The sequence below is a fragment of the Pseudomonas sp. genome (assembly GCF_028293835.1).
Lineage (GTDB): Bacteria > Pseudomonadota > Gammaproteobacteria > Pseudomonadales > Pseudomonadaceae > Aquipseudomonas.
Genome location: NZ_JAQGNX010000165.1, coordinates 1 through 26,539, shown reverse-complemented (window position 1 = coordinate 26,539; position 26,539 = coordinate 1). Strand labels below are relative to the sequence as shown.

The following is a 26,539-nucleotide window of genomic DNA, read 5'->3' as shown; positions in this document are numbered from 1 at the left end:
TAAAGTGTTTATGGGCGGCCTATTTCCGAAAACGTCGCCTGGGTGTGTTCGGCCAGCACGGCGGCAGAGAGTTCAACCTCAAGACCGCGGCGGCCTGCGCTGACGAAGATCGTGGAAAACGGCTGCGCTGAATGATCAATAAACGTTCGCAGGCGCTTTTTCTGGCCCAGCGGGCTGATGCCTCCCAGCAAATACCCAGTGGCGCGTTGAGCCGCAGCAGGGTCAGCCATTTCGGTTTTTTTCGCACCAGCGGCGTGGGCCAATGCTTTGAGATCCAGGGTGCCCGCAACGGGAACCACGGCCACCAGCAATTCGCCTTTCTCAGTGGCTGCCAACAGGGTCTTGAACACCCGCGCGGGCTCCAATCCAAGCTTTTCCGCCGCCTCTAACCCATAGGACGCAGCTTTCGGATCATGTTCGTAACTGTGAATACGATGTTCCGCTCGAACTTTTTTCAACAAATCCAATGCAGGTGTCATGCAGCTCTCCGCTAGGTCACTGGCCGTTGAGAATGTGGCGATAGTTTAAGACATCTACCACGAATACTCCCCATTCACCGCGATGCTCCGACTGTGGCTGGATCAGTGCGGCAGCATCGTCATACGATCAAAAAACAACAACAAAACCATTCCTACAACGGAATCCGAAGCGCAACCGCAACGGCCAATCACTAAAATCACCAGGTTCACTTTCGACCTTTGACAGAGTTCTTTAATGTCTATATTTTTTCGATAACGAATAAATCAAATTTCCTCTGGTCAAAGTTCGTAACCTGAGAGGAGATGGGGTTTCTCGTTTCAGGGTAAAAAAATTGAATGCAGCTGATTGTTCGGCAGTGTTCAAAAACAAAAATAAGGGGAATTGCATGACCACGGCTAATCAGCCACCGCATTTACAACCGACGCTGACCGGGCAGTGCATCGCCGAATTTATGGGCACCGCGCTGATGATATTTTTTGGCACCGGTTGTGTTGCAGCGCTCAAGGTCGCAGGCGCCAGCCTTGGCTTGTGGGAAATCTGCATAATCTGGGGCCTGGCGGTCAGCATGGGGATCTATTTGACTGCTGGCGTTTCTGGCGCTCACCTGAATCCCGCTGTGAGTATCGCGTTGTGTATATTCGGCGACTTCGCAAAAAGAAAATTGCCGTTCTATATCGTGGCGCAGGTGGCGGGCGCGCTCTGTGCCGCCGCATTGGTCTACGGACTTTACGTCAGCCTGTTCTTCGATTTCGAACACGCCCATCACATGATTCGAGGCAGCCAGGCGAGCCTGGAACTGGCTTCAATCTTTTCGACGTATCCCAATTCCGCTATTTCCACAGGCCAAGCCTTTCTGGTGGAGCTGGTTATTACGGCCATCCTGATGTGCGTGATCATGTCCCTGACCGACGATAATAACGGCCTGCCGAAAGGACCACTGGCGCCGCTACTGATCGGCCTGTTGGTTGCGATAATCGGCGCATCCATGGGGCCGCTAACCGGATTCGCCATGAACCCGGCTCGGGATTTCGGGCCTAAACTGATGACATTCTTCGCGGGGTGGGGCTCGATGGCCTTAACCGGTGGCAGGGAAATTCCGTATTTCTTAATACCGATAGTTGCCCCCATCCTCGGCGCATGCCTGGGCGCAGCAGGTTATCGTGGGTTGATCGCACGGCACCTTCCCAGCGCGCCCGTCGCTGGAAAACAACAGGTGTCCAAAGCAGTAGTGAACAACGTTCCAGCCAGTTTTTGAAAACTCACTCATTAGTGCAAGGCAATCGACATGACTGACTCAAAGAATAAGAATTACATCATTGCTCTTGATCAAGGCACAACCAGCTCACGGGCGATGATTTTCGACCGCGATGCCAACGTGATCAGTACCGCGCAGAGTGAATTCACCCAGCATTACCCGCAACCGGGCTGGGTCGAACATGACCCCATGGAAATTTTTGCCACCCAGACCGCCTGCATGACTAAGGCACTGGCCCAGGCAGATCTGCACCATGACCAAATCGCCGCTATCGGCATCACCAACCAACGTGAAACCACGGTGGTATGGGAACGCGATACCGGCCGCCCGGTGTATAACGCTATCGTCTGGCAATGCCGTCGCAGCACTGAAATCTGTCAGCAACTCAAACGTGACGGGCACGAAGACTACATCCGCGCAACGACAGGATTGGTCATTGACCCGTACTTTTCCGGCACCAAGCTGAAGTGGATTCTCGACCAGGTTGAGGGCAGCCGCGAACGCGCGCGCAAAGGCGAACTGTTGTTTGGCACCATTGATAGCTGGCTGATCTGGAAGTTTACTGGCGGCAAGGTGCACGTCACCGATTACACCAATGCCTCGCGCACCCTGCTTTTCAACATCCATACCCTGGAGTGGGATGAAAAGATGTTGCAGGTGCTGGATATCCCTCGGGAGATGCTGCCTGAAGTTCGCTCCTCCTCGGAAGTGTACGGCCACAGCAAAAGCGGCATCCCGATTGCCGGCATTGCCGGTGATCAACAGGCCGCCTTGTTCGGACAAATGTGCGTGGAACCTGGCCAGGCTAAAAATACCTACGGCACCGGTTGCTTCCTGCTGATGAACACCGGTAAAAAAGCCGTGCAGTCGGCCCACGGCATGCTTACCACCATCGCCTGCGGTCCACGTGGCGAAGTGGCCTATGCGCTGGAGGGCGCGGTATTCAATGGCGGGTCGACGATCCAGTGGCTGCGAGACGAGCTGAAATTAATTAATGATGCACTCGACACCGAATACTTTGCCGGCAAGGTTAAAGACAGCCATGGCGTCTATCTAGTGCCTGCGTTTACTGGCCTGGGTGCGCCCTACTGGGACCCGTATGCACGGGGCGCACTGTTCGGCCTGACTCGTGGGGTCAAAGTCGATCACATCATTCGCGCAGCGCTGGAATCCATTGCCTATCAGACACGTGACGTCCTCGATGCCATGCAGCAGGACTCCGGCGAGCGCCTGAAGTCCTTGCGCGTGGACGGCGGCGCGGTCGCCAATAACTTTTTGATGCAGTTCCAGGCAGACATTTTGGGCACGACGGTGGAACGCCCACAAATGCGCGAAACCACCGCGCTGGGTGCCGCCTATCTGGCCGGCCTGGCGATAGGCTTCTGGGGCAGCCTCGATGAGTTGCGCAACAAGGCAGTCATCGAACGGGAATTTCAGCCTCAGCTCGCTGACGCTGACAAAGAGAAGCTTTATGCGGGCTGGCAGAAAGCGGTGAGCCGCACCCGCGACTGGGAGCCACACGAAGAAAACGCCGACTGATCCATAGCTGTACGGGGAGCAGCACGAGTTTCCGGCTGACAGGCAGTAGTTGCCTGCGGCATCATGGACGCCATTTACAGGCAGCCAGACAGGAAAATCAAAATAATGAATCTGCCTCCCCGCCAGCAGCAAATCCTCGAACTGGTACGCGAACGCGGTTACGTCAGCATCGAAGAAATGGCTCAGCTGTTTGTCGTGACCCCACAAACGATCCGCCGCGATATCAATCAACTGGCGGAAATGAACCTGTTGCGCCGTTACCACGGCGGCGCAGCCTATGACTCAAGCATCGAGAACACGGCCTACGCCATGCGCGCGGACCAAATGCGCGATGAGAAACAACGCATCGCCGAAGCGATTGCTTCGCAAATACCGGATCACGCCTCGCTGTTCATCAACATCGGCACCACCACCGAATCCATCGCCCGCGCGTTGTTGAATCACAACAACCTGAAAATCATCACCAATAACCTGCACGTCGCGTCGATCCTCAGTGCCAAGGACGACTTTGAGGTGTTGTTAGCGGGCGGGAATGTTCGTCGCGACGGCGGTGTGGTTGGCCAGGCCAGTGTCGATTTTATCAACCAGTTCAAAGTGGATTTCGCCTTGGTCGGCATCAGCGGGATCGATGAAGACGGCAGCCTGTTGGATTTCGACTATCAAGAAGTGCGTGTTTCCCAAGCGATCATCGCCAACGCTCGCCAGGTCATATTAGCCGCCGACTCTAGCAAATTCGGACGCAACGCCATGGTTCGCCTCGGACCGATCAGCCTGATTGACTGCCTGGTAACCGACCACGCCCCGGTCCCCGCGCTGATGCACTTGCTGACGCAGCACAAGATTCGGTTAGAGATAGTGTGAACACTGCCGTCCTGTAGCAACGTGTTGGCGATGGCTCGACGCGGTTTACCTGATGAACCGCCTCGCCAACAAGTTGGCTCCTACAGGCGAGGGGCTGGACGCAGTTGACCTGATGGACCCCCTTGCCAATGCGTTGGCCCCTGCAGCTGAATGTTCACTTTTGTTCTTTTCCCGCCTTTCTCATCAGTATTTTCAATAGCTTCCCACTGGAAGTCGCCTCTTTATTGCGCTATTATTTTCGAAATTGAACATAAATGTTCGAATTCGCCGATCCAAGAGGCCGCCAGATGCCCACTTCTTCCTTGCCTGTGCCACCGCTTTCCGAGGTTTATGACATTGCTGTGATTGGCGGTGGCATCAATGGCGTCGGGATTGCCGCCGACGCAGCCGGCCGCGGTTTGTCAGTGTTCCTGTGCGAAAAAGATGATCTTGCCAGCCACACCTCATCGGCCAGCAGCAAGTTGATTCATGGCGGCCTGCGTTACCTGGAACATTACGAATTTCGTTTGGTGCGCGAGGCGCTGGCCGAACGCGAAGTGCTGTTGGCCAAAGCTCCGCACATTGTCAAGCCCATGCGCTTCGTACTGCCCCACCGCCCACATCTGCGTCCGGCGTGGATGATCCGCGTGGGCCTGTTCATGTATGACCATTTGGGCAAGCGGGAAAAACTGCCCGCGTCACGCACCCTGCGCTTTGGCAACGACAGCCCACTCAAGGCCAGCATTACACGCGGCTTCGAATATTCGGATTGCTGGGTTGATGACGCACGTTTGGTTGTCCTTAATGCCATGGCTGCCCGGGAAAGCGGCGCACATGTTCATACCCAAACGCGCTGCATCAATGCACATCGCAGCAACGGCGTGTGGCACCTGAACATGCAGCGCGCCAATGGCAGCCTGTTTTCTATTCGTGCCAAGGCGCTGGTCAACGCTGCAGGCCCGTGGGTGGCCAAGTTCATTCGTGATGACCTGAAACTCGAGTCGCAATACGGCATCCGCCTCATTCAGGGCAGCCACTTAATCGTGCCCCGCCTATACGAAGGCGACAATGCGTTCATCCTGCAGAACGAAGATCAACGTATCGTTTTCACTATTCCATACCTGGACCGCTTCACCATCATCGGCACCACCGACCGCGAATATCAGGGCGATCCAGGCAAGGTGTCGATCACCGAAGGTGAGACGGAATACCTCCTTAACGTGGTCAACGAGCATTTTAAAAAGCAGCTCAACCGCAGCGATATTCTGCGCACTTACTCCGGCGTTCGACCGCTGTGCAATGACGAGTCCGATAATCCGTCGGCGATTACCCGCGACTACACCTTGTCGCTGTCGGGCAGTGCCGAGGAAGCACCGATTCTTTCGGTGTTTGGCGGCAAGCTCACCACCTATCGCAAATTGGCTGAATCGGCCATGGCGCAGCTCGCTCCGTTCTTCCCACAGATGAAACCAAACTGGACGGCCACTGCCAGTTTGCCAGGCGGCGAAGACATGACCTCGCCACATGCGCTGACCAGCGAGTTAAGAACACGTTTTGATTGGTTACCCACTGAAGTCGCTCGCCGCTGGGCTCGTACTTACGGCAGCCGTAGCTGGCGCCTGGTCGATGGCGTACAAAGCCTTGCCGACATGGGTGAGCACCTCGGCGGCGGCCTGTATACCCGCGAGGTCGATTACCTGTGCAGCGAAGAATGGGCCTTGAGCGCAGAGGACATTCTGTGGCGTCGCAGCAAACTGGGGTTGTTCACCACTGCGCAAGAACATCAGCGCGTGCAGGACTACCTCAATACTGTCGCTCGCCATAAAAGCAGCATTGAAGCAGCCTAAACCTTTGTAACAGCCTCCAGCCTTCTCGCAATGGGAAGGCTGGCATGCCTCTTGGTCGTTCGGCTTTCCGAACGCCCGGTAGCCACTGATTCGGCATACCGGACGCACGTTTTCAAATCCCGCCAAAGATAGAATATAAACTCTATATAAATCATATGGTTATGCAGATTAGCCAGCTTGGCATGAGTCATGCTCTATGCACTGGATCGAATGCATTGATCGTAGCGTGCGCCTGATTGGGCCGCCGTAAAGGCATTCGCTGATTGAGCGGACCGCCATGACGGTCCCATAAAAAAAACAAAGCCGAGGATTAACCGATGCGCATCGTTCCCCATCTGCTGGGCGCAGCAATCGCTGCCGCTCTGATCAGCACTCCAGTTTTCGCTGCCGAGCTCACTGGCACACTGAAGAAAATCAAGGAGTCCGGCACTATCACCCTCGGACACCGTGACAGTTCAATCCCGTTTTCCTACATCGCGGATGCTTCCGGCGTCCCGGTTGGCTACTCCCACGACATCCAGCTGAAAATCGTTGAAGCCATCAAGAAAGACCTGGACATGCCGGACCTGAAGGTCAAGTACAACCTGGTCACGTCGCAAACCCGTATTCCCCTGGTACAAAACGGCACGGTTGACGTCGAATGCGGCTCGACCACCAATAACGCCGAGCGCGGCCAACAGGTGGATTTCTCGGTGGGTATCTTCGAAATCGGCACCCGCCTGCTGTCGAAAAAAGATTCCGCCTACAAGGACTTCGCTGACCTTAAAGGCAAGAACGTCGTGACCACGGCGGGCACCACCTCCGAGCGCATCCTTAAAGCGATGAACGCTGACAAACAAATGGGCATGAACGTTATCTCGGCCAAAGACCATGGCGAATCGTTCCAGATGCTGGAGTCCGGCCGTGCCGTCGCGTTCATGATGGATGACGCGTTGCTCGCAGGCGAAATGGCTAAAGCCAGGGCCCCGGCTGACTGGGCGGTAACCGGTACTCCGCAATCCTACGAAATCTACGGTTGCATGGTCCGCAAAGAAGACGCGCCGTTCAAGAAAGCCGTGGATGACGCCATCAGGGCCACCTACGCGTCTGGCGAAATCAACACCATCTACAACAAGTGGTTCACTCAGCCGATCCCGCCCAAGGGTCTGAATCTGATGTTCCCGATGAGCGACCAACTGAAAGCATTGATCGCCACCCCTACCGACCAGCCAGCTCCAGACGTAAAAATCTAAGCACTGGCTGATCCATTACAGGAGGACGCCAACGCGTCCTCCTGTCTGACGGAGGGGAAACCTCAATGAATTACAACTGGGACTGGGGCGTATTCCTCAAGTCCACCGGTATCGGCAATGAAATCTATCTGGACTGGTATTTGACCGGTCTTGGCTGGACTATCGCCATTGCCGTCGCCGCCTGGATCGTCGCGTTACTGCTGGGCTCCGTGCTCGGTGTGATGCGCACTGTGCCGAACCGTTGGGTATCGGGCATTGCCACGGTTTACGTGGAAATTTTCCGTAACGTTCCGCTGCTGGTGCAACTGTTTATCTGGTACTTCCTGGTGCCGGACCTACTGCCTGCCCACCTGCAGGAATGGTACAAGCAGGACTTGAACCCAACGACGTCGGCCTTTCTCAGCGTGGTGGTTTGCCTGGGTCTGTTTACCGCTGCCCGGGTTTGCGAACAAGTGCGCACCGGGATTCAGGCGTTGCCGCGTGGTCAGGAATCGGCCGCCCGCGCCATGGGGTTCACCCTGCCGCAGATCTACTGGAATGTGCTGCTTCCCCAAGCGTACCGGATCATTATTCCACCGCTCACCTCGGAATTTCTCAACGTCTTCAAAAACTCGTCCGTAGCCTCGCTGATCGGCCTGATGGAGTTGCTCGCGCAAACCAAGCAAACCGCCGAGTTCTCCGCCAACCTGTTTGAAGCGTTCACCCTGGCCACCCTGATCTACTTCACCTTGAACATGAGCCTGATGTTGCTGATGCGCCTGATCGAGAAGAAAGTCGCAGTGCCTGGGTTGATATCCCTGGGGGGTAAATAATGGACTTCACTGGAATTATTCCCGCCCTTCCCGGCATGTGGAACGGCATGATCACGACCCTGCAACTGATGGTGCTCGGGGTTGTGGGCGGCGTTGCCCTGGGCACAATCCTGGCGCTGATGCGGTTGTCGTCCAGCACGCTGCTGGCGCGGTTCGCCGGCGCGTACGTGAACTATTTCCGCTCGATCCCGCTGCTACTGGTGATCACCTGGTTCTATCTGGCAGTGCCTTTCGTGCTGCGCTGGATAACCGGCGAAGACACGCCCATCGGCGCGTTCACCTCGTGTCTGGTGGCGTTCATGATGTTCGAGGCCGCGTACTTTTGCGAAATCGTACGGGCCGGGGTTCAAGCCATTCCCAAAGGGCAGATGGGCGCAGCCCAGGCGTTGGGGATGAACTACTGGCAGATGATGCGCTTGATCATCCTGCCCCAGGCGTTTCGCAAGATGACTCCGCTGCTGTTGCAGCAGAGCATCATTTTGTTCCAGGACACCTCGCTGGTTTACACCGTAGGCCTAGTGGATTTCCTTAACGCCTCGCGCTCCAGTGGCGACATCATTGGCCGCTCCAATGAGTTCCTGATCTTCGCCGGTCTGGTGTATTTCGTGATCAGCTTTGCCGCCTCTCAACTGGTGAAGCGTCTGCAAAAAAGGTTCGCCGTATGATTTCCATCAAAAATATCAACAAGTGGTATGGCGACTTTCAGGTGCTCACCGATTGCAGCACCGAAGTCAAAAAAGGTGAAGTGGTGGTGGTTTGCGGCCCCTCGGGTTCCGGTAAATCGACCTTGATCAAGTGCGTCAACGCACTGGAACCATTTCAGAAGGGCGACGTGATTGTCGACGGTACCTCGATTGCCGACCCGAAGACTAACTTGCCAAAACTGCGCTCCCGGGTCGGCATGGTGTTCCAGCATTTCGAGCTGTTTCCGCACCTGTCCATCGTAGAAAACCTGACCATCGCGCAGATCAAGGTCCTGGGTCGTAGCAAGGACGAGGCCACTCAAAAAGGCCTGCAACTGCTGGAACGGGTCGGCCTGTCGGCTCATGCCAACAAGCATCCGGGGCAATTGTCCGGCGGCCAGCAGCAGCGCGTGGCAATTGCCCGCGCATTGGCGATGGACCCGGTGGTGATGTTGTTCGACGAACCGACCTCGGCCCTTGACCCGGAAATGGTCAACGAAGTCCTCGACGTCATGGTGCAACTGGCCCACGAAGGCATGACCATGATGTGCGTGACCCACGAAATGGGTTTCGCCCGCAAAGTAGCGAATCGGGTGATTTTCATGGACCAGGGTTCGATTGTCGAAGACTGCGAAAAAGAAGAGTTTTTTGGTGATGTGACCGCCCGTTCAGAGCGCGCTCAGCAATTCCTTGCCAAGATCTTGCAGCACTAAGCAATGCCGGCTGTCCGTGCCCGCATCGATTGCGGCACGGACGCTGGCCGGTCCCGGACGACTGTGATGAAATGCGACCCCGAATCCTATCGCGCGCCCCCGCCATCACTTGCCGTGAAACCCCGCCTGATACGCCATCTGTTCATCCCCCCGCTGATTGTCTTGTTGATGGTCGCGTTGGGTTACGTCAGCTATCTGGTCAGCGAACGCAACGGCGTCAAGGCGCTGAGCGAAAACGGCCAGCGTCAACTGGAACTCCACGCCCGCACGGTAGAAAGCGAGATCAACCGCTACACCTACCTGCCGAGCGTGCTCGAACTCGAAGCCAATGTGTCGCGGCTGTTGAACGACCCTACGCCGGAGTTGCGGCAGAACGTCAACAATTACCTGGAAGGGCTTAACCGCCGCAGCCGCAGCCGGGCGATCTACGTGCTCGATACCACGGGCCGCGTATTGGCCACTAGTAATTGGCGCGACGCTGATAGTTACCTGGGCGAAGACCTATCGTTTCGCGCGTATTTCCAAGACGCCGTGCGCGGTCAGCCTGGGCGCTTCTATGGGATTGGCACCACCACCGGTGAGCCGGGTTATTACCTGGCCCATGGTCTTGAAGAGAACGGCAGAATCATCGGCGTGGCGGTGATCAAGGTGCGCCTCGAAGCCCTCGAGGAGCGCTGGCAACGCGCGCGGCTGGAAGCCTATGTGACCGACGAAAACGGCATCATTATTTTGTCGAGCGATCCGGCACGCCGGCTTAAATCGGTTCGACCATTAACCCCTGAAATCAAAGAGCGTCTTGCCCGCAGTCTGCAATATTACTGGTGGCCGCTGAACGAACTGGTGCCCCTGGCCCGTGAGCCACTGGCCGAGGGCGTGGAAAAACTGACCTATCCCGCCAACAGCAGCGTCGATCACGACCATACTCAGGTCAGCTATCTGGCGCAGAGTACCCAGCTTACCGACACCCCTTGGCACTTGACCCTGCTCACGCCGCTGGAAGAATTACGCAGCGAAGCCGCCCGCCAAGGCATGTTGGTGGCGGTGGTCTGCGCGCTGGTGGCGTTTCTGTTGATTGCCTGGAACGAGCGGCGCAAGGTGCTCTCGACCCGGCTCGCCGCCCGGGAAGCATTGCAAGCCGCCAACGACGAACTGGAACGTAAAATCACCGAGCGCACGGCAGACTTGCGGGCCAGCAACGAACGCCTGAAAGGCCAGATTCGCGAACGACGCCAGGCTGAGGACACGTTGCGCCGGGCTCAGGATGAACTGGTCCAGGCGGGCAAATTGGCGGCCATCGGCCAGATGTCTACCAGCATTGCCCATGAGTTGAACCAACCATTGGCCGCCCTGCGCACCTTGTCCGGCAACACCGTGCGCTTCATCGAGCGGGGCGCGCTTGACACCGCCAGCACCAATCTGCGGACCATCAATGACTTGGTAGATCGCATGGGCCGCATCACTGCCAGCCTGCGTGCCTTCGCCCGCCGTGGCGATGATCAAGGCCAGGCATCGCTGGGGTTGGCAGTGGCGGCTGCACTGCAGGTCCTCAACGGACGCCTGGAGAATTTCGATCTGCAATTACACGAGCAGTTCGACAATGTGGCGTTGAAGATTGACCAGACCCGGCTTGAGCAAATCCTGGTCAATCTCATCGGCAACGCACTGGACGCCATGCACGCACAGCCACTGCCGGAATTATGGCTGCAGGGCGAAATGGCTGACGGCCGATACCGTCTATACGTGCGGGACAACGGTCATGGCATTGACTCCGAAGCGCGCAAGCATTTGTTCGAACCCTTCTTCACCACCAAGCCGGGCGATCACGGCCTCGGGCTTGGATTGACCCTGTCCGCCAGCCTTGCCGCGGCGGCCGGCGGCACACTCGGCGCGGAGCATCCGCCTGGCGGCGGTACCGCTTTTATCCTGTGCCTGCCATTGCTTAACGCACCCGAGTCTTGTGGAGCCGAACTGCTATGAATAGTCCTGCAAGCATGAACAGCGAACTCACCGTTCTGATCGTCGAGGACGACCCCCACGTGCTTTTGGGCTGCCAGCAAGCGCTGGCACTGGAAGATATTCCCAGCGAGGGCGTGGGCAGTGCCGAAGAAGCGCTGGCGCGAATCGGCGATGATTTCGCCGGTATTGTCATCAGCGACATCCGCTTGCCCGGCATCGACGGCCTGGAATTGCTGACCCGCCTTAAAGCCCGGGACCGTAGCCTGCCAGTGGTGTTGATTACCGGGCACGGTGACATCTCCATGGCCGTCAATGCCATGCGCGACGGCGCCTACGACTTCATGGAAAAACCGTTTTCTCCCGAGCGCCTGGTGGAAGTGGCGAGACGTGCTTTGGAGCAGCGCGGACTGGCCCGAGAGGTCTGGTCGCTGCGTCGGCAATTGGCCCAACGCAACTCGTTGGAAAGTCGAATCATTGGCCGTTCGCCCGCCATGCAGAACCTGCGCGCCTTGATCGCCAACGTGGCGGACACTTCGGCCAATGTGCTGATCGAAGGTGAAACCGGCACCGGTAAGGAATTGGTCGCCCGCTGCTTGCATGACTTCAGCCGTCGTCACACTCATCAATTTGTTGCGCTCAATTGCGGTGGACTGCCGGAAAGCTTGTTCGAAAGTGAAATCTTTGGCCACGAAGCCAACGCATTTACCGGCGCTGGCAAACGGCGGATCGGCAAGATCGAGCACGCCCACAACGGCACGCTGTTTCTCGATGAAGTGGAGAGCATGCCGCTGAACCTGCAAATCAAACTGCTGCGGGTTTTGCAGGAACGCACACTGGAACGTTTGGGGTCAAACCAAAGTGTAGCGGTGGATTGTCGGGTGATCGCCGCGACCAAATCCGATCTGGACGAGCGGAGCAAAGCCAATCAGTTTCGCAGCGACCTGTATTACCGACTGAACGTGGTGACGCTGGAACTGCCACCACTGCGCGAGCGACGCGAAGACATCCTGCAATTGTTCGAATACTTTCTGCAGTTGTCAGCGCTACGTTTCGACCGCGACACGCCAGAACTGGACCGCCAGACGTTATCGAGCCTGATGGCCCATGAGTGGCCGGGGAATGTCAGGGAACTGCGCAACGTCGCCGAGCGTTATGCGCTGGGCCTTCCGGCATTCAAGAAGTCGGGAACCGGCGCGGCGAACAGCAGCCTCGACTTCGCCGAGGCGGTGGAGACCTTCGAAAAAAACCTGTTGACCGATGCCTTGAACCGCAGCGGCGGCAATCTGAGCCAGGCCAGCCAGGAATTGGGAATGGCCAAGACCACGTTGTTCGACAAGGTAAAAAAATATGGACTGGGCTGATCCGTCCGCTGTGTTGGCAATTAAATAAGAGAACCTCGTGGACCTGATTTTCAAAGCCCTGTTGGGCGCTGCTGTCGTACTGATTCTGGCCGCATTGGCCAAGACCAAAAATTATTACATCGCCGGGCTGGTCCCACTGTTTCCGACCTTTGCCTTGATTGCCCATTACATCGTCGGTAAAGGTCGATCACTGGACGATCTGAAGACCACCATCCTGTTTGGCATGTGGTCAATCATTCCCTACTTCGTGTACCTGGCCGCGCTGTACGTGCTGGTTGACCGCTGGCGCCTGGAGGTTTCTCTCGCACTGGCAGCCGTGGCCTGGCTGATCGCGGCGACCGTTTTGGTGACGGTGTGGGTGCGGTTTCATGGGTGAGGCATGATTCAGACATACGCAAATTTGCAGGAACCAACGTGTTGGCGATATCAGCAGTACCAAAGATATTCAGATGAACCGCGTCTCCTGCCTCGCCAACACGTGGCTCCTAAAGAGGATTGCAAATGCCTGTAGGACCGAAATCATCCAAGAACGGCCCAGCCCTTGCATCACTCCGGTCCAACCTGCTGGAGCTGTTCTCTTGACCCCATCCGTGATGCTGCTGATCGCGCTGTGCATCGCCCTCGATGTCATTGGCCAAATCGCCTTCAAGCTCGGCCTCGATCGCTTGCCGGAGCACGCGGGTGGCTTTCGCTTGAGCCATTTCTGGCGGCAGATCGCCGGCGCCCCGCTGCTGTGGTGTGGCGTGAGTTGTTATGCGGTGCTGTTCGTTGCCTGGCTGGAGGTGCTGTCCCTGGCGCCGCTGAGTCTGGTATTTCCAGCCATCAGTCTGAGCTATTGCGGTGTAGTGCTGGGCGGGCGATTGGTGCTGGGCGAAGCCGTCAGCCGACGTCGTTGGGTAGGTACGCTGGTCATCACTGCCGGCGTAATGCTGGTTTGCGCCACGGGAGCTTGAGGTCATCATGACCAATAACTGGATTGAAAGTCCCGGCGCGAGTTGGGTGTTGTGGGTGTTGTTGATCGCGTTTGAAAGCGGCGCGCAGTTGTCGTTGAAAGTGGGCGGCGATGGCTTGGCGGCGATTCCGTTCGGCTTGAACTGGCTGTTGGCAGCGCTGAGCAGCGTGGCGGTGATGGTCGCGGTGTTCTGCTATATCGGCTCGTTTCTCACCTGGATGCTGATCTTGCGCAGCAGCAAATTGTCGCTGGCGTTCCCGCTGAGTTCGCTGGTGTTTGTCGTGGTATTGCTTGGGTCATGGCTGGGTTTGGGCGAAAGCATCAGCGCCCTGCATTGGCTGGGCGTGTGCGTGATCATCGGCGGAATCGTGTTACTGGCGGAGGGTAAGCAAGAGGTATGAACATTCCCTCCTACAGATTTGAGGCGCGAGACGTACTCACAACCCCTTGAAGTGATACGCCACGGCCACGTTGACTTCGCTCTGGTTGTCATCGCCTTTGTCCTTGACGATCGAGCTGTCTGCCGCGGAGTTGGTCAGGTGAGTCCAGGTGGCGCTGGTCAGCAGCAGCCAGCCGTCAGCCAGTGGAAACTGCAAGCTTTGGGTCAGTGCAACTTTTTGCAGGCCGCCGCTGGCGTTGTATTGCTGGAAGCCGGAAGCCTGTGCTTCTTGTGAACTGACGCCGAAGAAAGTCTGCGCCTGCCGGCCGTCCGCGTAATGGGCAGTCACCTCGGTGTCGCCAATAATCCCCAGCCCTAACGGGTAACCTAACTCGCCACCAACCCGGCCCAGTATCCCGCCCTGGCCCTCGCTGCCACCCACAGCGCGGCCCATTTCCGCGAACACTCGCCAAAAATCAGCCGGGCTGTACTGCACAAATCCACCGAGTTCAGCCATGTCCGACACATCACGCAAGCCGCGCAACGAGCCGTTAGCGGTACGACCCGGTACGTAGTTGGCAAACGGGCCGACACTCCAGCCGTCAAACTTGAACACCTTCCAGTTCAGCCCGTCGTCGGAGCTCAAGCCCACGTCGCCCCAGTCCAAATCCAGATAGGGAAATGCTTCAAGGTCGTAATGCACGCCGGTTGGATCGCTGGCTTTGTAACCGATGCCCGCACCGACGTCGCCGGTAATGGGTTCGGCGTGGCCCTGGGCGCTAAAACTCATAGCGCAGGCGAAGGCTGCGAAGCCAGTGACTACCGAGCGAACGCAACGGTTAAGCAGGATCAAGTGCATGAAAAATATTCTCGTACTGTTGGAACGTGCGTGAATCAATCCCTGGCCGGACCCATTCACGCAAGCACTTATGTTGTTTGTAGCGACCTACAAAAATTGTAGCTCGCCTGACGGCCAACCCTACTCCCTTAATGGCGAACCCGCTCTACACCGGGCTCTGGCGGCGAAATCTGCATGTGGCACAGTCTATGCTCTACCCCTGTGCAAGCGCAAAGAGCGCTCTCACTTAAGTAGGCACCTGCAGATGATGCATTGGCATATCGTGTGTGATTTCGATGGGACCGTCACCCGGACTGACGCGATAGATAACATCCTGGAGCGTTTCGCTGACCCAAGCTGGGAGGCCATCGAAGATGAATGGCTGTCTGGCAAAATCGGTTCGCGAGAATGTTTGAGCCGCCAATTGGCTATGGTTAAAGCCACGCCTAACGAGCTTCTGGGCTATTTCGACACTATCGCTATTGATCCGGCATTTCCTGATTTCGTTGAACTGGTCATGGGTCGCGGCGCGTCGCTGGACATTGTCAGCGATGGCATCGAGCAGGGCATCGCACGCATTTTGTCGCGCAACAATGCACCGCTGCTGCCGATCATTGCCAACCGCCTGCGTCAGATCGGTCCTGACGGCTGGCGCATAGAATTTCCTTATTCCAGCGACGCCTGCCGCGCAGCATCCGGTAACTGCAAATGCAAATCCGCGCCTGAAGGCAAACGCGTGCTGGTGATCGGCGACGGCCAATCGGACATGTGCGTCGCCAGCACCGCCGACTTCGTATTCGCCAAGGATCGCCTGGCAGAACATTGCGAACGCAATGGCATCCCGTATGCCCGCTTCGACACCTTTGCCGATTTACCGGCCCTGCTCGCCCGCTTGCCTCACAGCGAACCGGCGCGCGCACACAGCCTCCCTCTTGAACAGCAGGAACTCTTCCACCATGTCTGACATCCGTATCGCTACCGCTGAAGACCAGATTCTTCTGGAAAAAGAAGCGAAATATTGCTCGTTCGGCGACACCGTTCACTACATCGATCCGCCGCGAATTTTCAACCGCTGTGAAGGTTCGTATGTTTACGATACCAGCGACCAGGCTTACCTCGACCTGCAAATGTGGTACTCGGCGGTGAACTTCGGTTACGCCAACCCACGTCTGAACAACGCCCTGAAGGCACAGATCGATTCGATGCCGCAGATTGCCAGCCAATACCTGCACCGCGGCAAAATCGAGCTGTCGGAAATGATCGCGGTTGATGCCAAGAAGAAATTCGGTATGGACGGTCGCGTTCACTTCAACGTCGGCGGTTCGCAGTCCATCGAAGACTCCTTGAAGGTCGTGCGTAACGCCAGCAACGGCAAAAGCCTGATGTTTGCTTTTGAAGGCGGCTACCACGGTCGTACGCTGGGCGCTTCGTCCATCACTTCGAGCTACCGCTACCGTCGCCGTTATGGCCATTTCGGCGAGCGCGCACAGTTTGTGCCTTTCCCGTACCACTTCCGTGGTCCAAAAGGCATGACCAAAGAAGAATATGGCAGCTACTGCGTTCAGCAGTTCGCCCGCCTGTTCGAAACCGAATACAACGGCGTCTGGGATCCTAAAACCAATCAGTGCGAATACGCCGCGTTCTACGTCGAGCCTATCCAAGGCACCGGCGGCTACGTTATTCCGCCGATGAACTTCTACAAAGAATTGAAGCAAGTGCTGGATCAGCACGGCATCTTGATGGTTGTCGACGAAATCCAGATGGGCTTCTACCGCACCGGCAAGCTGTGGTCCATCGAGCACTTCGACGTCAAACCAGACGTTATCGTCTTCGGTAAAGCGTTGACCAACGGCCTCAACCCACTGGGCGGCATTTGGGCGCGGGAAGAGTTGATCAACCCTACGATCTTCCCACCTGGATCGACCCACTCCACCTTCGCCTCAAACCCACTGGGTACGGCGGTAGGTCTGGAAATGTTTAAAATGACCTCGGAAGTCGATTACGGCGCGATGGTCATGGAAAAGGGCAAGTACTTCCTGGCGGGCCTGCAAGACCTGCAAAAGCGCTACCCGATCATCGGCGACGTCGATGGCCTGGGCTTGGCTTTGCGTGCAGAAATCTGCGGTCCAGACGGCTTCACCCCAGACAAAGCGACCCTGGACTTCATGGTTGACGAAGGCATGAAGGGCGACATTGAAATCGACGGTAAGAAACTCGGCCTGATTCTCGACGTGGGCGGCTACTACAAAAACGTGATCACCTTGGCACCGTCGCTGGAAATCAGCTACGCAGAAATCGACCTCGGCATCGCCCTTCTCGACCGCCTGCTGCATCGGGCAATGAAGCGGTGAACCTGTCAGAGATCGACATGGGCGAAGGCGACGCCAGTTTCGTTCTCGGCAGCGGCCCGGTCGCGGTGTTGTTGATCCACGGCCTGACCGGCACCCCGACGGAACTCCGTCGGGTGGCCCAAGGCCTGGCCAAGCGCGGGTACACGGTTTATGTGCCCACGCTTGCCGGGCACTGCGGCGACAACGCTGATCTGCAAGCCACCGGTTGGAAAGACTGGTACGAAAGCGCGCGTAAAACCTTTGTCGGCATTCGCCAACGGCACGAACAGGTGTTCGTCGGCGGGTTGTCCATGGGCGCTGTATTGTCCATGCATATGGCGGCCGAGCATCCGGGGCAAGTCGCCGGTTTACTGCTGTACTCGACCACTTTGCGCTACGACGGCTGGAACATTCCGAAAGCGGCGGTATTGGCGCCTTTGCTGATGGCCATTCCGTTTGGCGTGCACTTGTGCCGCTTCAATGAAACCTCGCCGTACGGCATCAAAGACGCACGTCTGCGGGCTATCGTCGAACGTCAGATGAAAGCCGGCGAAAGCAGCAATGCCGGGTTGTTGACCATGTCGGGGATCAACGTCCGAGAATTGCATCGCCTGGTCGCCGTGGTTAAAAAAGGCATGCGTACGGTCAAGGCTCCGGCCTTGATTCTGCATTCCATCGAGGACGACATCACCAGTCGTTGGAACGCGGATTACTGCGAGAAACATTTAGCGGGCCCTGTCACTAAAGTGTTGCTGGATAATTGCTATCACATGATCACCGTGGATCTGCAGTATCGGAAGGTCATTACCTTGAGCGCTGACTTCATCGATGGCGTGATAGAACAATTACCGGCTGAAGCGGTCTGTTTGAACGATCAGCGACAAACGGCCTGAACCCATCCTGTTTCTCGCCCATACTCCTTTCAGTTCTCTGGGCAGTCCGTACCACGACTGCTTATCCGGCGTACTGAAAGGACTGGGTCTGGCTGGAAACGCTCGCCGTTCTTCGGAACGATCACCACCTGGTTTGGCTGCTCCGATAAGCGAACGTAATGACTGAACAACCCGGCCCCACCCAGAAAGTGTTTTCCCTCTCGCGTTGGAGCTTGCAGCGTAAGCTGGTACTGGCATTTTGGCTGGTGAGCGTGATTCCGACGATGATCGCCGCTGAGCTCGCCGCGACCACCTTGTCACAAATATTCGAAAGTAACGTGCGGGTCTGGTTGCAAGAATCTACCCGGATCGTTCAAGACGAAATCAGCGAAATCCAGCGCGATAACGCCAGGGTCTCGCCACTGTTTCTGCAAAATACTCGCCCGTTCACGAACTCATCGGCTCGGCACAACAAATTGACCTCCGACCTCGCCAACGCCATGGGCATCGACGTGGTCGCTTTGATTCGCACCAAAGATCATAAGGTGGTGTTTTCGACAGCGTCGGATAACATCATCGACCAGATCAGCCTCGCCCCTGACGCGGTGTTGCAAACTATCCACAACGGCAGCGTGTTTGCCGGTGTCGTGGTATCGACGTATCCGTCTACCCAGGACGGCGTTGACTACGAATTGCTGATCGGCACCTATCTGGACAGTAGCTTTCTCACCAGCGTGGCCGATGTGCACTCTCTGGACTTGCGCTTGTACATGAACGACGCGGGCGGGTTCAGCGAGATTTTCTCGACCCAGCGCTTCATGAACCACCCGGCGGTGGTGCCGCAGCAAATCGAACAGATCCTGCGCGATACAAAACAGCCCAACGAACAATCCACCAGCGCTTATTCCGGGCTGTACACGCCGATTTTCAATGACAACGGCGAACTGCAAGGAATCATCTTCAGCGGGCTGCTGCGCCACACGACACTGGTCGGGCTGGTGAATCAAACCAACTTGTTCCTGGCTATTCTGCTGCTCGGTTCAGTGCTCTCGTTGAGCGTCGGCTGGTTGATTTCCCGGCGTTTGACCCGGCCGTTGCGCAGGCTGTCCGAAGGCGTCAGGGCGGTCACCGCAGGCGATTATCGGCAACGGGTTGAAGTGGTGGGCAGCGATGAAATTGCCGAGCTGAGCACCACCTTCAACCATATGACCGAGCGCTTGAAGGAACTCCAGCACCTTGAAGCCCAACTGCGCCGTCGCGACCGCCTGCATGCATTGGGCGAAGTGGCCATGGGCCTGGCCCACGAAATCCGGAATCCACTGGGTATCATCAAGACCGCGACCCAGTTGCTGCACCGCCGGGCGTCTTTGCCAGAAGCCGACATGCGTCACCTGGAATATGTGATTTCCGAAGTCACCCGGATCAACGACCTGATTACTGAGTTTCTCGACTTCGCCAAACCCAGCGCACCGATCCGCTCCACGCAGCTGGCCAGGCCGCTGTTAGAGGACCTGCTGGGCTTCTGCGCGCCTGAATTGTCGACGCATAAAGTGGAAGCGCGAATAGTCGAACATGATGCCAACGCGACGATTTACGCAGACGCACGCCAGCTCACCCAAGCGTGTTTGAATCTGGTGCTTAATGCCATCGACGCCATGCCCGGCGGCGGTACCCTGACAATCGACATCTCCTGGGCCCAAAACATTACAATCATTGGCATTTCCGACAGCGGCCAAGGCGTTGAATCCGACATGCTCGAGCGTATCTTTAACCCCTTTGTCACCACAAAGGCCTCCGGTACCGGATTGGGCCTGGCCAAGGTCTTTTCGATCATGGAGAACCATGACGGCCGGGTGGAATGCGTCAGCACTGTGGGCGCTGGAGCAACGTTCAATCTGTACCTGCCAGCCCATGACGGAGGTCTGGCATGAGCCATAACGTGCTGGTGGTCGACGACGAACCCAAGCTCTGCGATCTGTTGGCGTCAGCCTTGAGCCAAGGCGAGATTCAGGTGTTCACTGCCGGCAACGGCCTGCATGCCCTGGCGGTGCTCGAGCGTGAAGAGATTGATCTGGTGATCAGCGACTGGCGTATGCCGGGGATGGACGGACCGCAGTTGTTGGCGGAAATCAAACTTCGCTATCCCGGCTTGCCGGTGATCGTCATGACCGCCTATAGCACGGTGAAAAATGCCGTGCAGTCCATGCGCAACGGTGCTTTCGATTACATCAGCAAGCCGTTCGACATCGACGAGCTGGACATCACCGTCAACAAGGCCCTGCAGTTTCGTGACATCTTGCGTGACAACGAGCGGCTGCGCGCCGAGCTTGATCATCATCAGCAGATTGACAGCATGGTGGGTGAAAGCCCGGCCTTTCGTCGGGTGCTGCAAGCAGTGGACTCGGTCCGCGACAGCAGCGCCACGATCCTCCTGACCGGCGAAAGCGGTACGGGTAAAGAAATGATCGCACGTGCGATTCACAAGCACGGTAACCGCGCGGGCAAACCGTTTGTCGCGGTCAACTGCGCGGCGATTCCCGAAGGGCTGCTGGAGAGCGAGATGTTCGGTCACCGCAAAGGCGCATTTACCGGCGCGGTGTCTGACCGCGTAGGGCGCTTTATGCAGGCCGACAAAGGCACGCTGTTTCTCGATGAAGTCGGCGATATGCCGCTGGCGTTGCAGGCGAAAATCCTGCGCGCGCTGCAAGAGCGGGTGATCGAGCCGGTCGGCGATCCCCGAGAGCGCAAGGTGGATGTGCGGGTAATCGCTGCGACCAACAAGAATCTGCTGGAAGCCGTGGCCAATAAAGAATTTCGCGAGGATCTTTATTACCGTCTGAATGTGTTTCCGATTCCGCTGCCACCCTTGCGCGAGCGCTCGGAAGATATCGCCCCCTTGGCCCGGCATTTTGCCCATGTGCTGGGCGCCACGGCGGGAAAACGCATTAGCGGCTTCAGCGCAGACGCGTTGCAGGCGATGGCCAACTACCCGTGGCCGGGCAATATTCGCGAGCTACAAAATTGCGTAGAACGCGCCACCATCGTGGCGTCGAGCAATACCATCGAAGAAAACGACTTGCCCGCCTACTTGTTTGGCTCACGGCCGATAGAGAGCAATACCGGTCAGTTTTTGACGGAAGGCGTGGGCATTCCCGACAACCTGGATGCGGCGCTGGCCAACGTTGAAAAAGCCTACATCCTGGCCGCCCTGCAAGAAACCAACGGCGTCCAGGCCGCCGCTGCACAGTTGATCGGCATCTCCGAGCGGAGCCTGTGGTATCGACTGAAAAAGCTTGAAATCCATGTGGATAAGATTGTTCGTTGAGTGGACGGCGTTCTCAAGACCCACTGTAGGAGCCAACATGTTAGCGAGACTTAAATGGCCTCGCCAACACGTTGGCTCCTACAGATTCGGGTCGGTTGCATAAATCCTGTAGGCGTGAACTTGTTCGCGAAGCGGCTTAGCGCAGCACTAACGCATCCACTTCCGCGGAGGTCGGCGAAGTCGCCGGGCCTCTGCGGGTGACGGCGAGCGCCGCTGCGGCATTAGCGCGTAACGCCGCCTGGTCGGCAGTCAGGCCATCGGCCAGCGCTGCCAGTAACACACCGGCGTGGGCGTCGCCTGCGCCGTTGGTGTCGATGGCGGTCACGGGGAAGCCGCGTATCTGCCGCACTTGCCCGTGCTGACTGATCCAACACCCTTGCGGTCCGTCACGAACCACGATCAACGCGTCCTTCGGCAACAGATCCTTCAGACGCTGCAACGCATCGGCGGTCTCTTCAACGCCAGTGAAGCGCAGCGCTTCCTCACGGTTGCTGGTCCACAGATCAACCCTGGGTAGCAACTTCGCCACCTCTGGCGCCGTGGGCGAACTCACCAACGGACCCGGGTCGAATACCACGGTTACCGACTCGCCCAGCGCACTCAGCCAATCCAACAGGTACTCAACCTTGCCGGGGTGCAGCAAGCTGTAGCCGCTGACATAGACATAATCCCCTGCCTGCACTTCAACGCCGGCCAAATCCTTCGCCGACAGCCCACCCTCCGCGCCGACGTAAGAAATGAACGAGCGCTCGGCCGAGGGTTCAATCAGTGCCACGGACAAACCGGTGTCTTGTCCATCAGTGACCGGCGCAGCGATTTGAATGCCTTCGCCGGTCATCGCCTGGCGCGCCAGTTCGCCGAACTGCCCGTTGCCGTGACGCCCCAGATAAATCACCGACATCCCGTTGCGGCGAGCCGCAGCCATCACGTTGAAACCGCCGCCCACCTCGAAGCGTGCGGAGCTCGCCAACACGTCTCCACCGGAGCGCGGCAGGTTATCCAAAGCCATAACCAGGTCGACAACGACCTGGCCGGTGTGAAGCAATCTAGCGGACATGGGACATCTCGTTCAGGGCCATCCGACGATCACGTGCGCCGCCGAGCAAGGCGTAAATGCCGCCGGCGACGATGAAGGTGACGATCCAGCCCAGGCCGTTGTGGCCCAGCCACGAATCAGACAACGGGCCGGCAAACAACACGTTATCTGCCGTGGTGGCGATGGTGGTAAAGCTGAAGCCGAGCACGATGGCGACTGCCCAGGCACCCAGCGCGCGCCATTCAACACCGCCTTGGTACCAATATGCGCTGCTTGACGTGACGTTCATCAAGTCCGTCGGCGAGTAGTAGTGACGGTGCATCAAATCCACGACGAAGATCCCGACCCACGCGGTGATCGGCACCGCCAGCAGCGAAATAAAGGTGATAAATGGGCCGTAAAAGCTGTCGGCGATCAGCATGAAATAGATCGATCCGGCGAAGATCGCAACGATGTCGACGATCACCGCGTGCACGCGCTTGATCTTCAACCCCAGGGTCAAGGTGGTCAGGCCCGCCGAATACACCGACAAATTGTTGGATAACAGCAATCCGCCAAACGCGGTAATCAGGTACGGCACCGCCATCCAGGTCGGCAACAGCTGACGAATGGCAATGATCGGATCAGTGGCGGACGCCAGATGGTCGTTGCCCACCGACAGCAGCCCACCGAGGGTGATCAACAGCACCAGCGGTATCCCGGCACCGAACGCAGCAGACGCCACCAGTTTTCCGGCACGCACACCGGCATGTTGGTAACGCGACATATCAGCGCCAGCGTTGGCCCAACCAATCCCGGTACCGGCAGCCATGGTGCCGACGCCAATGATCATGGCGCTGACCGGTGCCGGGGTGGCATTGAACACGGCAGACCAGTCGATATTGGCAATCAAGAATCCGCCCACCACGACGTTCAGCGCACCGAACACATAGGTGGCGGTCTTCTGAATCACCAGCAACGTGGCGTGGCCCAAACCGGAAACGCACAAGGTCAGCAGCACAAAAATGCCAATGAACAGCAGGGTCAGTCCCGGGGCGCTTTTGGCTTCCACCGGCGTGTTAAACAGGATGGCGCACAGCGACAGCAGCACAAAGGCGGCGGTGGTGGAGTTAACCGTTTCCCAGCCCAGCCGTGACATCAATGAAACAATGGTCGGCCCGATGTTGCCGCGCACGCCGAATATTGCGCGGGACAAGGTCAGGCTCGGCGCACGGCCACGACGTCCGGCAATCGAGATAATCCCGACCACGGCAAATGATCCGCCCGCACCGAGAATGGCAACGATGATTGCCTGCCAGATCGACAGGCCACGGAATGCGACCAGCGTCGCCCCCAGCGGCAAGCCGAGAATACTGATGTTGGCGGCGAACCAGACCCAGAACAATTGCAGCGGATGGCCGTTGCATTCGTTTTCCGGCACCGGTTCGATGCCACGGGTTTCCAGCTGTCCCGCGCCTTGAGTGACGTTGGATGAAGTCATAGTCAGGCTCCTGATGTGCCAATTGTTTTGGTTGTGGGCAGTACGGAATCTAATGACATCCATGTCTTGCAGCGTTATCCAGACAGCCAGACGCCTCATGCCGGCAGCGGTTTCCCGGCGCGACAGCAGCGTTCTTTACCGCAGCAGTGTCAGGTAGCGCGCAACGCCAGCAATCCCTCTACCAGCGGCGCCAGTTCAAGTTGGTTAACCGCTTTTATCTGGTTGATCATGTCGACCGGCCAGGCGCCCAAGCCTTGGCATGCACCCAGCATCGCGCCCAATACCGCCGCGATGGTGTCGGTGTCGCCGCCCAGACTTGCAGCCATGCACAACGCATCGATGGCCGACAATCGGCCCGACGCCACTTGGTGTGCTAGGGCGAATGCGGCGACAACCGATTCTTGCGACGCTACGGAGGTACCGACCACCTCGTACAACAGCGCCGGTAACTGAGTGTTGTCGCAGTCAGCGCACAAGGTCCGGGCCCACTGAATACGCGCAGCGATCTGGCCGCCCGCTACCCAGTGCCCGTAGCCCTCGCCCATTCGCGCGAACATCACCCCAGCAGTGAGTGCCTCGGTCAGGGTTGCGCCGTTGATGCCAGCGGAGACCACGCCCGCCACTGCCGCTGCGCTGGAGATCCCCAACGTGGTGTTGTGGGTAACTTGGCAGGCTTGCACCACGGACTTAATAAAACGTTGTGGATGGGCGATATCGGCGGCGATGCCCACCGGCGTTATGCGCATCGCGGCACCATTGGTGGTGCCGAAACGGCCCGCTTCTTCGGGGCTGTGACCGGCGAGAATCATCTCGATGGCGCGCTTGGTGGAAGGACCCAGCAGGTCTTGGGAACCCTTGGCGTGCATCACCGCTTCCCAATCGATCAGGCGCTGGGCCAAGTCCGAAGGGATGATGTGTCCGCCACTTTCGATCAATAACTCAGCGACCAGCACCGCTTGTTCGGTGTCGTCAGTAATCGAACCGGCGACCATGTTCGGTGCGATGGGTTGATCAGGGCCGGCATCGAGCAGGCTCGTCACTGAGCCGAAGCGTGCGGTGATTTGCTCGCGGTTAAGTGATTGCGTCGGCATGCCCAGGGCGTCGCCCAAGGCCAACCCGTAAAACGCGGCCAATGCGCGATCAGCTCGGCCTTCGGGGTTCATGACTGGCTCCCGAACGCCAGGTGCAAACGGAAATGCACGGGGTCGAGCAAGCTTTCTACATGCTCCATGAACCGTTCGTGGCGATCGTAGGTGGTGCGCAGTGCTTTGAGAAATACACTGCCGGGCTCGCGTAGCAACAACAACGCATCGGAAGCTGCCAACGGCTCCGCGCCGATCCATTGATCACCACGATCACCGACGTAGCCGTGGGCAGCCATGGTAATGGTCAGGGAGTCGTCGATCAGGCCGGTTTTAGGCAGGCTTTCCAAACCGTCGCGGGCGGGGATCAAAGCGCGCTCAAGGGAGACCATGCTGCCGTCGGCTGCCCGGCGACGACGGTCGACGGCAATGAATTGGGTGGTGCCGAAGCGCACGTCCAAGTCAGGCCGCTCGACCGCTACGATGCGCAGAACTTCGGTGCTGATACCCGCGCCGGAGTCGGCCAGGGCTTGTGCCCAACCACTGCGTTGGTCAAGCGAGATGCCGTCGTAGGTGACGATAGAACCGACGCCGGACTGGGTCGCAATGTAATTGCGCCGCTTGAGTTCGGACAGGGCTTCACGCAGCGTGCCTCGGCTGACATCAAACTCAACGGCCATTTGGTGCTCACCCGGCAATAAATTCCCGGCGCCCCACTGGCCACTCTCGATGCGCCGTGCGAGTTCATCGACTACGCGTTGTTTCTTATCAAATCGGACATGTCTAATCATGTACAAAGTGATAACCGAAAGTGGGGGCGTCAGGCAAGTGGTTTTTCAGTTCAGCGTTATTGCACCTCAACCGACTCGCTGATGATCTGACGAATGGCGTCGGCAAACGCTTCTACTGGCTGGCCGCCCGACACTGCATAGCGGTCGTTAAAGACGATGGTCGGCACCGAACTGACGCCTCGTGACACCCACAGCTGTTCAATTTCGCGGACCTCGGCGCTGTATTCGCCCGACGCCAGAACTGATTCTGCGCGTTGCCGATCCAGGCCAACCTGCCCGGCCACATTAGCCAGAACCTGATGATCCGAAGGGTCAGCGTGGTCGGTAAAGTACGCGGCGAACAGCGCTTCTTTCAGCGCTTGCTGCTTGCCTTCCAACTCAGCCCAATGCAGCAGCCGATGGGCATCGAAGGTGTTGTAGATACGGCGGTCGCCTTGAGAAAACGTAAAGCCCAGCTCGGCGCCCCGTTGACGGATCATTTCGCGATTCTGCTTCGACTGTTCAGGTGTCGAACCATATTTCTCGAAGATGTGTTCGTTGAGGTCTTGGCCTTCGGCTGGCATCTTAGGATTAAGCTCGAACGGCTGGAAATGGATCTCCGCCTTGACCTCATCGCCTAGATCAGCCAGCGCCTGGTTCAACGCGCGCAGACCAACCACACACCATGGGCAGGACACATCGGAGACGAAATCGATTTTCAGGGCAGTGCTCATGGAACCCTCGCTCACAATTGGCA

Annotated in this window: 25 protein-coding genes; 18 read left to right on the top strand and 7 right to left on the bottom strand. The window is 57.7% G+C overall.

From position 1 onward, the window contains the following. Positions 1–8: 8 nt before the first annotated feature. Positions 9–479, bottom strand: a complete 471-nt coding sequence (gene ybaK / locus JWR17_RS22180) for a Cys-tRNA(Pro) deacylase (protein ID WP_299834850.1) — start codon at positions 477–479, stop codon at positions 9–11. Between the two features lie 386 nt (positions 480–865). On the opposite strand from ybaK, the gene JWR17_RS22175 reads away from it, so the two are divergent. From JWR17_RS22175 to JWR17_RS22115, 13 genes are all read left to right on the top strand, one after another. After that, positions 866–1,735: an MIP/aquaporin family protein gene (locus JWR17_RS22175; protein ID WP_299834848.1), complete on the top strand. Its 870-nt coding sequence runs from the start codon at positions 866–868 to the stop codon at positions 1,733–1,735. 30 nt (positions 1,736–1,765) lie between these two features. Further along, positions 1,766–3,274 (top strand): glycerol kinase GlpK, encoded by a 1,509-nt coding sequence (gene glpK, locus JWR17_RS22170; RefSeq protein WP_299834846.1) that lies wholly within the window; start codon positions 1,766–1,768, stop codon positions 3,272–3,274. A 105-nt stretch (positions 3,275–3,379) separates the two neighbouring features. Further along, positions 3,380–4,135, top strand: coding sequence for a DeoR/GlpR family transcriptional regulator (locus JWR17_RS22165; protein ID WP_299834844.1), 756 nt, complete (start codon positions 3,380–3,382; stop codon positions 4,133–4,135). Positions 4,136–4,422: 287 nt separating this feature from the next. Then, on the top strand, positions 4,423–5,961 hold the full coding sequence (gene glpD, locus JWR17_RS22160) for a glycerol-3-phosphate dehydrogenase (protein ID WP_299834842.1): 1,539 nt from the start codon (positions 4,423–4,425) through the stop codon (positions 5,959–5,961). Positions 5,962–6,278: 317 nt separating this feature from the next. Next, the gene (locus tag JWR17_RS22155; RefSeq protein ID WP_299834841.1) at positions 6,279–7,193 is read left to right on the top strand and encodes a glutamate/aspartate ABC transporter substrate-binding protein; all 915 of its coding nucleotides are present in this window, start codon (positions 6,279–6,281) and stop codon (positions 7,191–7,193) included. 65 nt (positions 7,194–7,258) lie between these two features. Beyond that, entirely contained in the window at positions 7,259–8,005 is a 747-nt protein-coding gene (locus tag JWR17_RS22150) for an amino acid ABC transporter permease (protein WP_299834839.1), read from the top strand. After that, positions 8,002–8,670, top strand: a complete 669-nt coding sequence (locus JWR17_RS22145; RefSeq protein ID WP_299834887.1) for an ABC transporter permease subunit — start codon at positions 8,002–8,004, stop codon at positions 8,668–8,670. The genes JWR17_RS22150 and JWR17_RS22145 overlap by 4 nt, the downstream gene beginning before the upstream one ends. Beyond that, positions 8,667–9,401, top strand: a complete 735-nt coding sequence (locus JWR17_RS22140; RefSeq protein ID WP_299834837.1) for an amino acid ABC transporter ATP-binding protein — start codon at positions 8,667–8,669, stop codon at positions 9,399–9,401. Before JWR17_RS22145 ends, JWR17_RS22140 begins: the two co-directional genes overlap by 4 nt. Positions 9,402–9,467: 66 nt before the next feature. After that, positions 9,468–11,378, top strand: coding sequence for an ATP-binding protein (locus tag JWR17_RS22135; RefSeq protein WP_299834836.1), 1,911 nt, complete (start codon positions 9,468–9,470; stop codon positions 11,376–11,378). Positions 11,379–11,392: 14 nt separating this feature from the next. Beyond that, entirely contained in the window at positions 11,393–12,718 is a 1,326-nt protein-coding gene (locus tag JWR17_RS22130) for a sigma-54 dependent transcriptional regulator (protein ID WP_299834885.1), read from the top strand. Between the two features lie 46 nt (positions 12,719–12,764). Then, on the top strand, positions 12,765–13,094 hold the full coding sequence (locus JWR17_RS22125) for a GlpM family protein (protein WP_299834884.1): 330 nt from the start codon (positions 12,765–12,767) through the stop codon (positions 13,092–13,094). Between the two features lie 202 nt (positions 13,095–13,296). Then, positions 13,297–13,671 (top strand): EamA family transporter, encoded by a 375-nt coding sequence (locus JWR17_RS22120; RefSeq protein WP_299834834.1) that lies wholly within the window; start codon positions 13,297–13,299, stop codon positions 13,669–13,671. 7 nt (positions 13,672–13,678) lie between these two features. Beyond that, positions 13,679–14,071, top strand: coding sequence for an EamA family transporter (locus tag JWR17_RS22115; RefSeq protein ID WP_299834832.1), 393 nt, complete (start codon positions 13,679–13,681; stop codon positions 14,069–14,071). Positions 14,072–14,107: 36 nt separating this feature from the next. On the opposite strand, the gene JWR17_RS22110 is transcribed toward JWR17_RS22115, so the two are convergent. After that, entirely contained in the window at positions 14,108–14,839 is a 732-nt protein-coding gene (locus tag JWR17_RS22110; RefSeq protein WP_299834882.1) for a MipA/OmpV family protein, read from the bottom strand. Between the two features lie 313 nt (positions 14,840–15,152). Between JWR17_RS22110 and JWR17_RS22105 the strand changes: the two genes are divergently transcribed. The 5 genes from JWR17_RS22105 (at position 15,153) to JWR17_RS22085 (ending at position 21,414) form a co-directional block, all read left to right on the top strand. Continuing rightward, positions 15,153–15,851: an HAD-IB family phosphatase gene (locus tag JWR17_RS22105; RefSeq protein ID WP_299834830.1), complete on the top strand. Its 699-nt coding sequence runs from the start codon at positions 15,153–15,155 to the stop codon at positions 15,849–15,851. Next, complete coding sequence (locus JWR17_RS22100) at positions 15,844–17,238, top strand: aminotransferase class III-fold pyridoxal phosphate-dependent enzyme (RefSeq protein WP_299834828.1); 1,395 nt, start codon at positions 15,844–15,846, stop codon at positions 17,236–17,238. The genes JWR17_RS22105 and JWR17_RS22100 overlap by 8 nt, the downstream gene beginning before the upstream one ends. Further along, positions 17,235–18,110, top strand: coding sequence for an alpha/beta fold hydrolase (locus JWR17_RS22095; protein ID WP_299834826.1), 876 nt, complete (start codon positions 17,235–17,237; stop codon positions 18,108–18,110). Before JWR17_RS22100 ends, JWR17_RS22095 begins: the two co-directional genes overlap by 4 nt. A 158-nt stretch (positions 18,111–18,268) precedes the next feature. Further along, complete coding sequence (locus JWR17_RS22090) at positions 18,269–20,020, top strand: HAMP domain-containing sensor histidine kinase (RefSeq protein WP_299834824.1); 1,752 nt, start codon at positions 18,269–18,271, stop codon at positions 20,018–20,020. Continuing rightward, positions 20,017–21,414 carry a sigma-54 dependent transcriptional regulator gene (locus JWR17_RS22085; protein ID WP_299834822.1) on the top strand — a complete coding sequence of 466 codons (1,398 nt, stop codon included), beginning with the start codon at positions 20,017–20,019 and terminating at the stop codon, positions 21,412–21,414. Before JWR17_RS22090 ends, JWR17_RS22085 begins: the two co-directional genes overlap by 4 nt. Positions 21,415–21,550: 136 nt before the next feature. Here the strand turns inward: JWR17_RS22085 and JWR17_RS22080 are convergent, their stop codons facing one another. The 5 genes from JWR17_RS22080 to JWR17_RS22060 all read right to left on the bottom strand — a co-directional run bounded on the left by JWR17_RS22080 (position 21,551) and on the right by JWR17_RS22060 (position 26,516). Next, a complete protein-coding gene (locus JWR17_RS22080; RefSeq protein ID WP_299834820.1) occupies positions 21,551–22,471 on the bottom strand; it encodes a PfkB family carbohydrate kinase in 921 nt (306 codons plus the stop codon). Further along, positions 22,461–23,930: a cytosine permease gene (locus JWR17_RS22075; protein WP_299834818.1), complete on the bottom strand. Its 1,470-nt coding sequence runs from the start codon at positions 23,928–23,930 to the stop codon at positions 22,461–22,463. The genes JWR17_RS22080 and JWR17_RS22075 overlap by 11 nt, the downstream gene beginning before the upstream one ends. 149 nt (positions 23,931–24,079) lie before the next feature. Beyond that, complete coding sequence (locus tag JWR17_RS22070) at positions 24,080–25,093, bottom strand: ADP-ribosylglycohydrolase family protein (RefSeq protein ID WP_299834817.1); 1,014 nt, start codon at positions 25,091–25,093, stop codon at positions 24,080–24,082. Beyond that, entirely contained in the window at positions 25,090–25,803 is a 714-nt protein-coding gene (locus JWR17_RS22065; protein ID WP_299834815.1) for a GntR family transcriptional regulator, read from the bottom strand. The genes JWR17_RS22070 and JWR17_RS22065 overlap by 4 nt, the downstream gene beginning before the upstream one ends. Before the next feature lie 56 nt (positions 25,804–25,859). Further along, positions 25,860–26,516 carry a DsbA family oxidoreductase gene (locus tag JWR17_RS22060; RefSeq protein WP_299834881.1) on the bottom strand — a complete coding sequence of 219 codons (657 nt, stop codon included), beginning with the start codon at positions 26,514–26,516 and terminating at the stop codon, positions 25,860–25,862. Positions 26,517–26,539: the final 23 nt, after the last annotated feature.

Excerpts from the sequence above, each read along its gene's own strand:
- glpK (WP_299834846.1), top strand. The coding sequence starts at position 1,766 with ATGACTGACTCAAAGAATAAGAATTACATCATTGCTCTTGATCAAGGC.
- JWR17_RS22070 (WP_299834817.1), bottom strand. The coding sequence starts at position 25,093 with ATGAACCCCGAAGGCCGAGCTGATCGCGCATTGGCCGCGTTTTACGGG.
- glpD (WP_299834842.1), top strand. The coding sequence starts at position 4,423 with ATGCCCACTTCTTCCTTGCCTGTGCCACCGCTTTCCGAGGTTTATGAC.
- JWR17_RS22090 (WP_299834824.1), top strand. The coding sequence starts at position 18,269 with ATGACTGAACAACCCGGCCCCACCCAGAAAGTGTTTTCCCTCTCGCGT.
- JWR17_RS22060 (WP_299834881.1), bottom strand. The coding sequence starts at position 26,516 with ATGAGCACTGCCCTGAAAATCGATTTCGTCTCCGATGTGTCCTGCCCA.
- JWR17_RS22150 (WP_299834839.1), top strand. The coding sequence starts at position 7,259 with ATGAATTACAACTGGGACTGGGGCGTATTCCTCAAGTCCACCGGTATC.
- JWR17_RS22140 (WP_299834837.1), top strand. The coding sequence starts at position 8,667 with ATGATTTCCATCAAAAATATCAACAAGTGGTATGGCGACTTTCAGGTG.
- JWR17_RS22115 (WP_299834832.1), top strand. The coding sequence starts at position 13,679 with ATGACCAATAACTGGATTGAAAGTCCCGGCGCGAGTTGGGTGTTGTGG.
- JWR17_RS22130 (WP_299834885.1), top strand. The coding sequence starts at position 11,393 with ATGAACAGCGAACTCACCGTTCTGATCGTCGAGGACGACCCCCACGTG.
- JWR17_RS22085 (WP_299834822.1), top strand. The coding sequence starts at position 20,017 with ATGAGCCATAACGTGCTGGTGGTCGACGACGAACCCAAGCTCTGCGAT.
- JWR17_RS22075 (WP_299834818.1), bottom strand. The coding sequence starts at position 23,930 with ATGACTTCATCCAACGTCACTCAAGGCGCGGGACAGCTGGAAACCCGT.
- JWR17_RS22165 (WP_299834844.1), top strand. The coding sequence starts at position 3,380 with ATGAATCTGCCTCCCCGCCAGCAGCAAATCCTCGAACTGGTACGCGAA.
- ybaK (WP_299834850.1), bottom strand. The coding sequence starts at position 479 with ATGACACCTGCATTGGATTTGTTGAAAAAAGTTCGAGCGGAACATCGT.
- JWR17_RS22080 (WP_299834820.1), bottom strand. The coding sequence starts at position 22,471 with ATGTCCGCTAGATTGCTTCACACCGGCCAGGTCGTTGTCGACCTGGTT.
- JWR17_RS22155 (WP_299834841.1), top strand. The coding sequence starts at position 6,279 with ATGCGCATCGTTCCCCATCTGCTGGGCGCAGCAATCGCTGCCGCTCTG.
- JWR17_RS22105 (WP_299834830.1), top strand. The coding sequence starts at position 15,153 with ATGATGCATTGGCATATCGTGTGTGATTTCGATGGGACCGTCACCCGG.
- JWR17_RS22175 (WP_299834848.1), top strand. The coding sequence starts at position 866 with ATGACCACGGCTAATCAGCCACCGCATTTACAACCGACGCTGACCGGG.
- JWR17_RS22135 (WP_299834836.1), top strand. The coding sequence starts at position 9,468 with ATGAAATGCGACCCCGAATCCTATCGCGCGCCCCCGCCATCACTTGCC.
- JWR17_RS22065 (WP_299834815.1), bottom strand. The coding sequence starts at position 25,803 with ATGATTAGACATGTCCGATTTGATAAGAAACAACGCGTAGTCGATGAA.
- JWR17_RS22100 (WP_299834828.1), top strand. The coding sequence starts at position 15,844 with ATGTCTGACATCCGTATCGCTACCGCTGAAGACCAGATTCTTCTGGAA.
- JWR17_RS22110 (WP_299834882.1), bottom strand. The coding sequence starts at position 14,839 with ATGAGTTTTAGCGCCCAGGGCCACGCCGAACCCATTACCGGCGACGTC.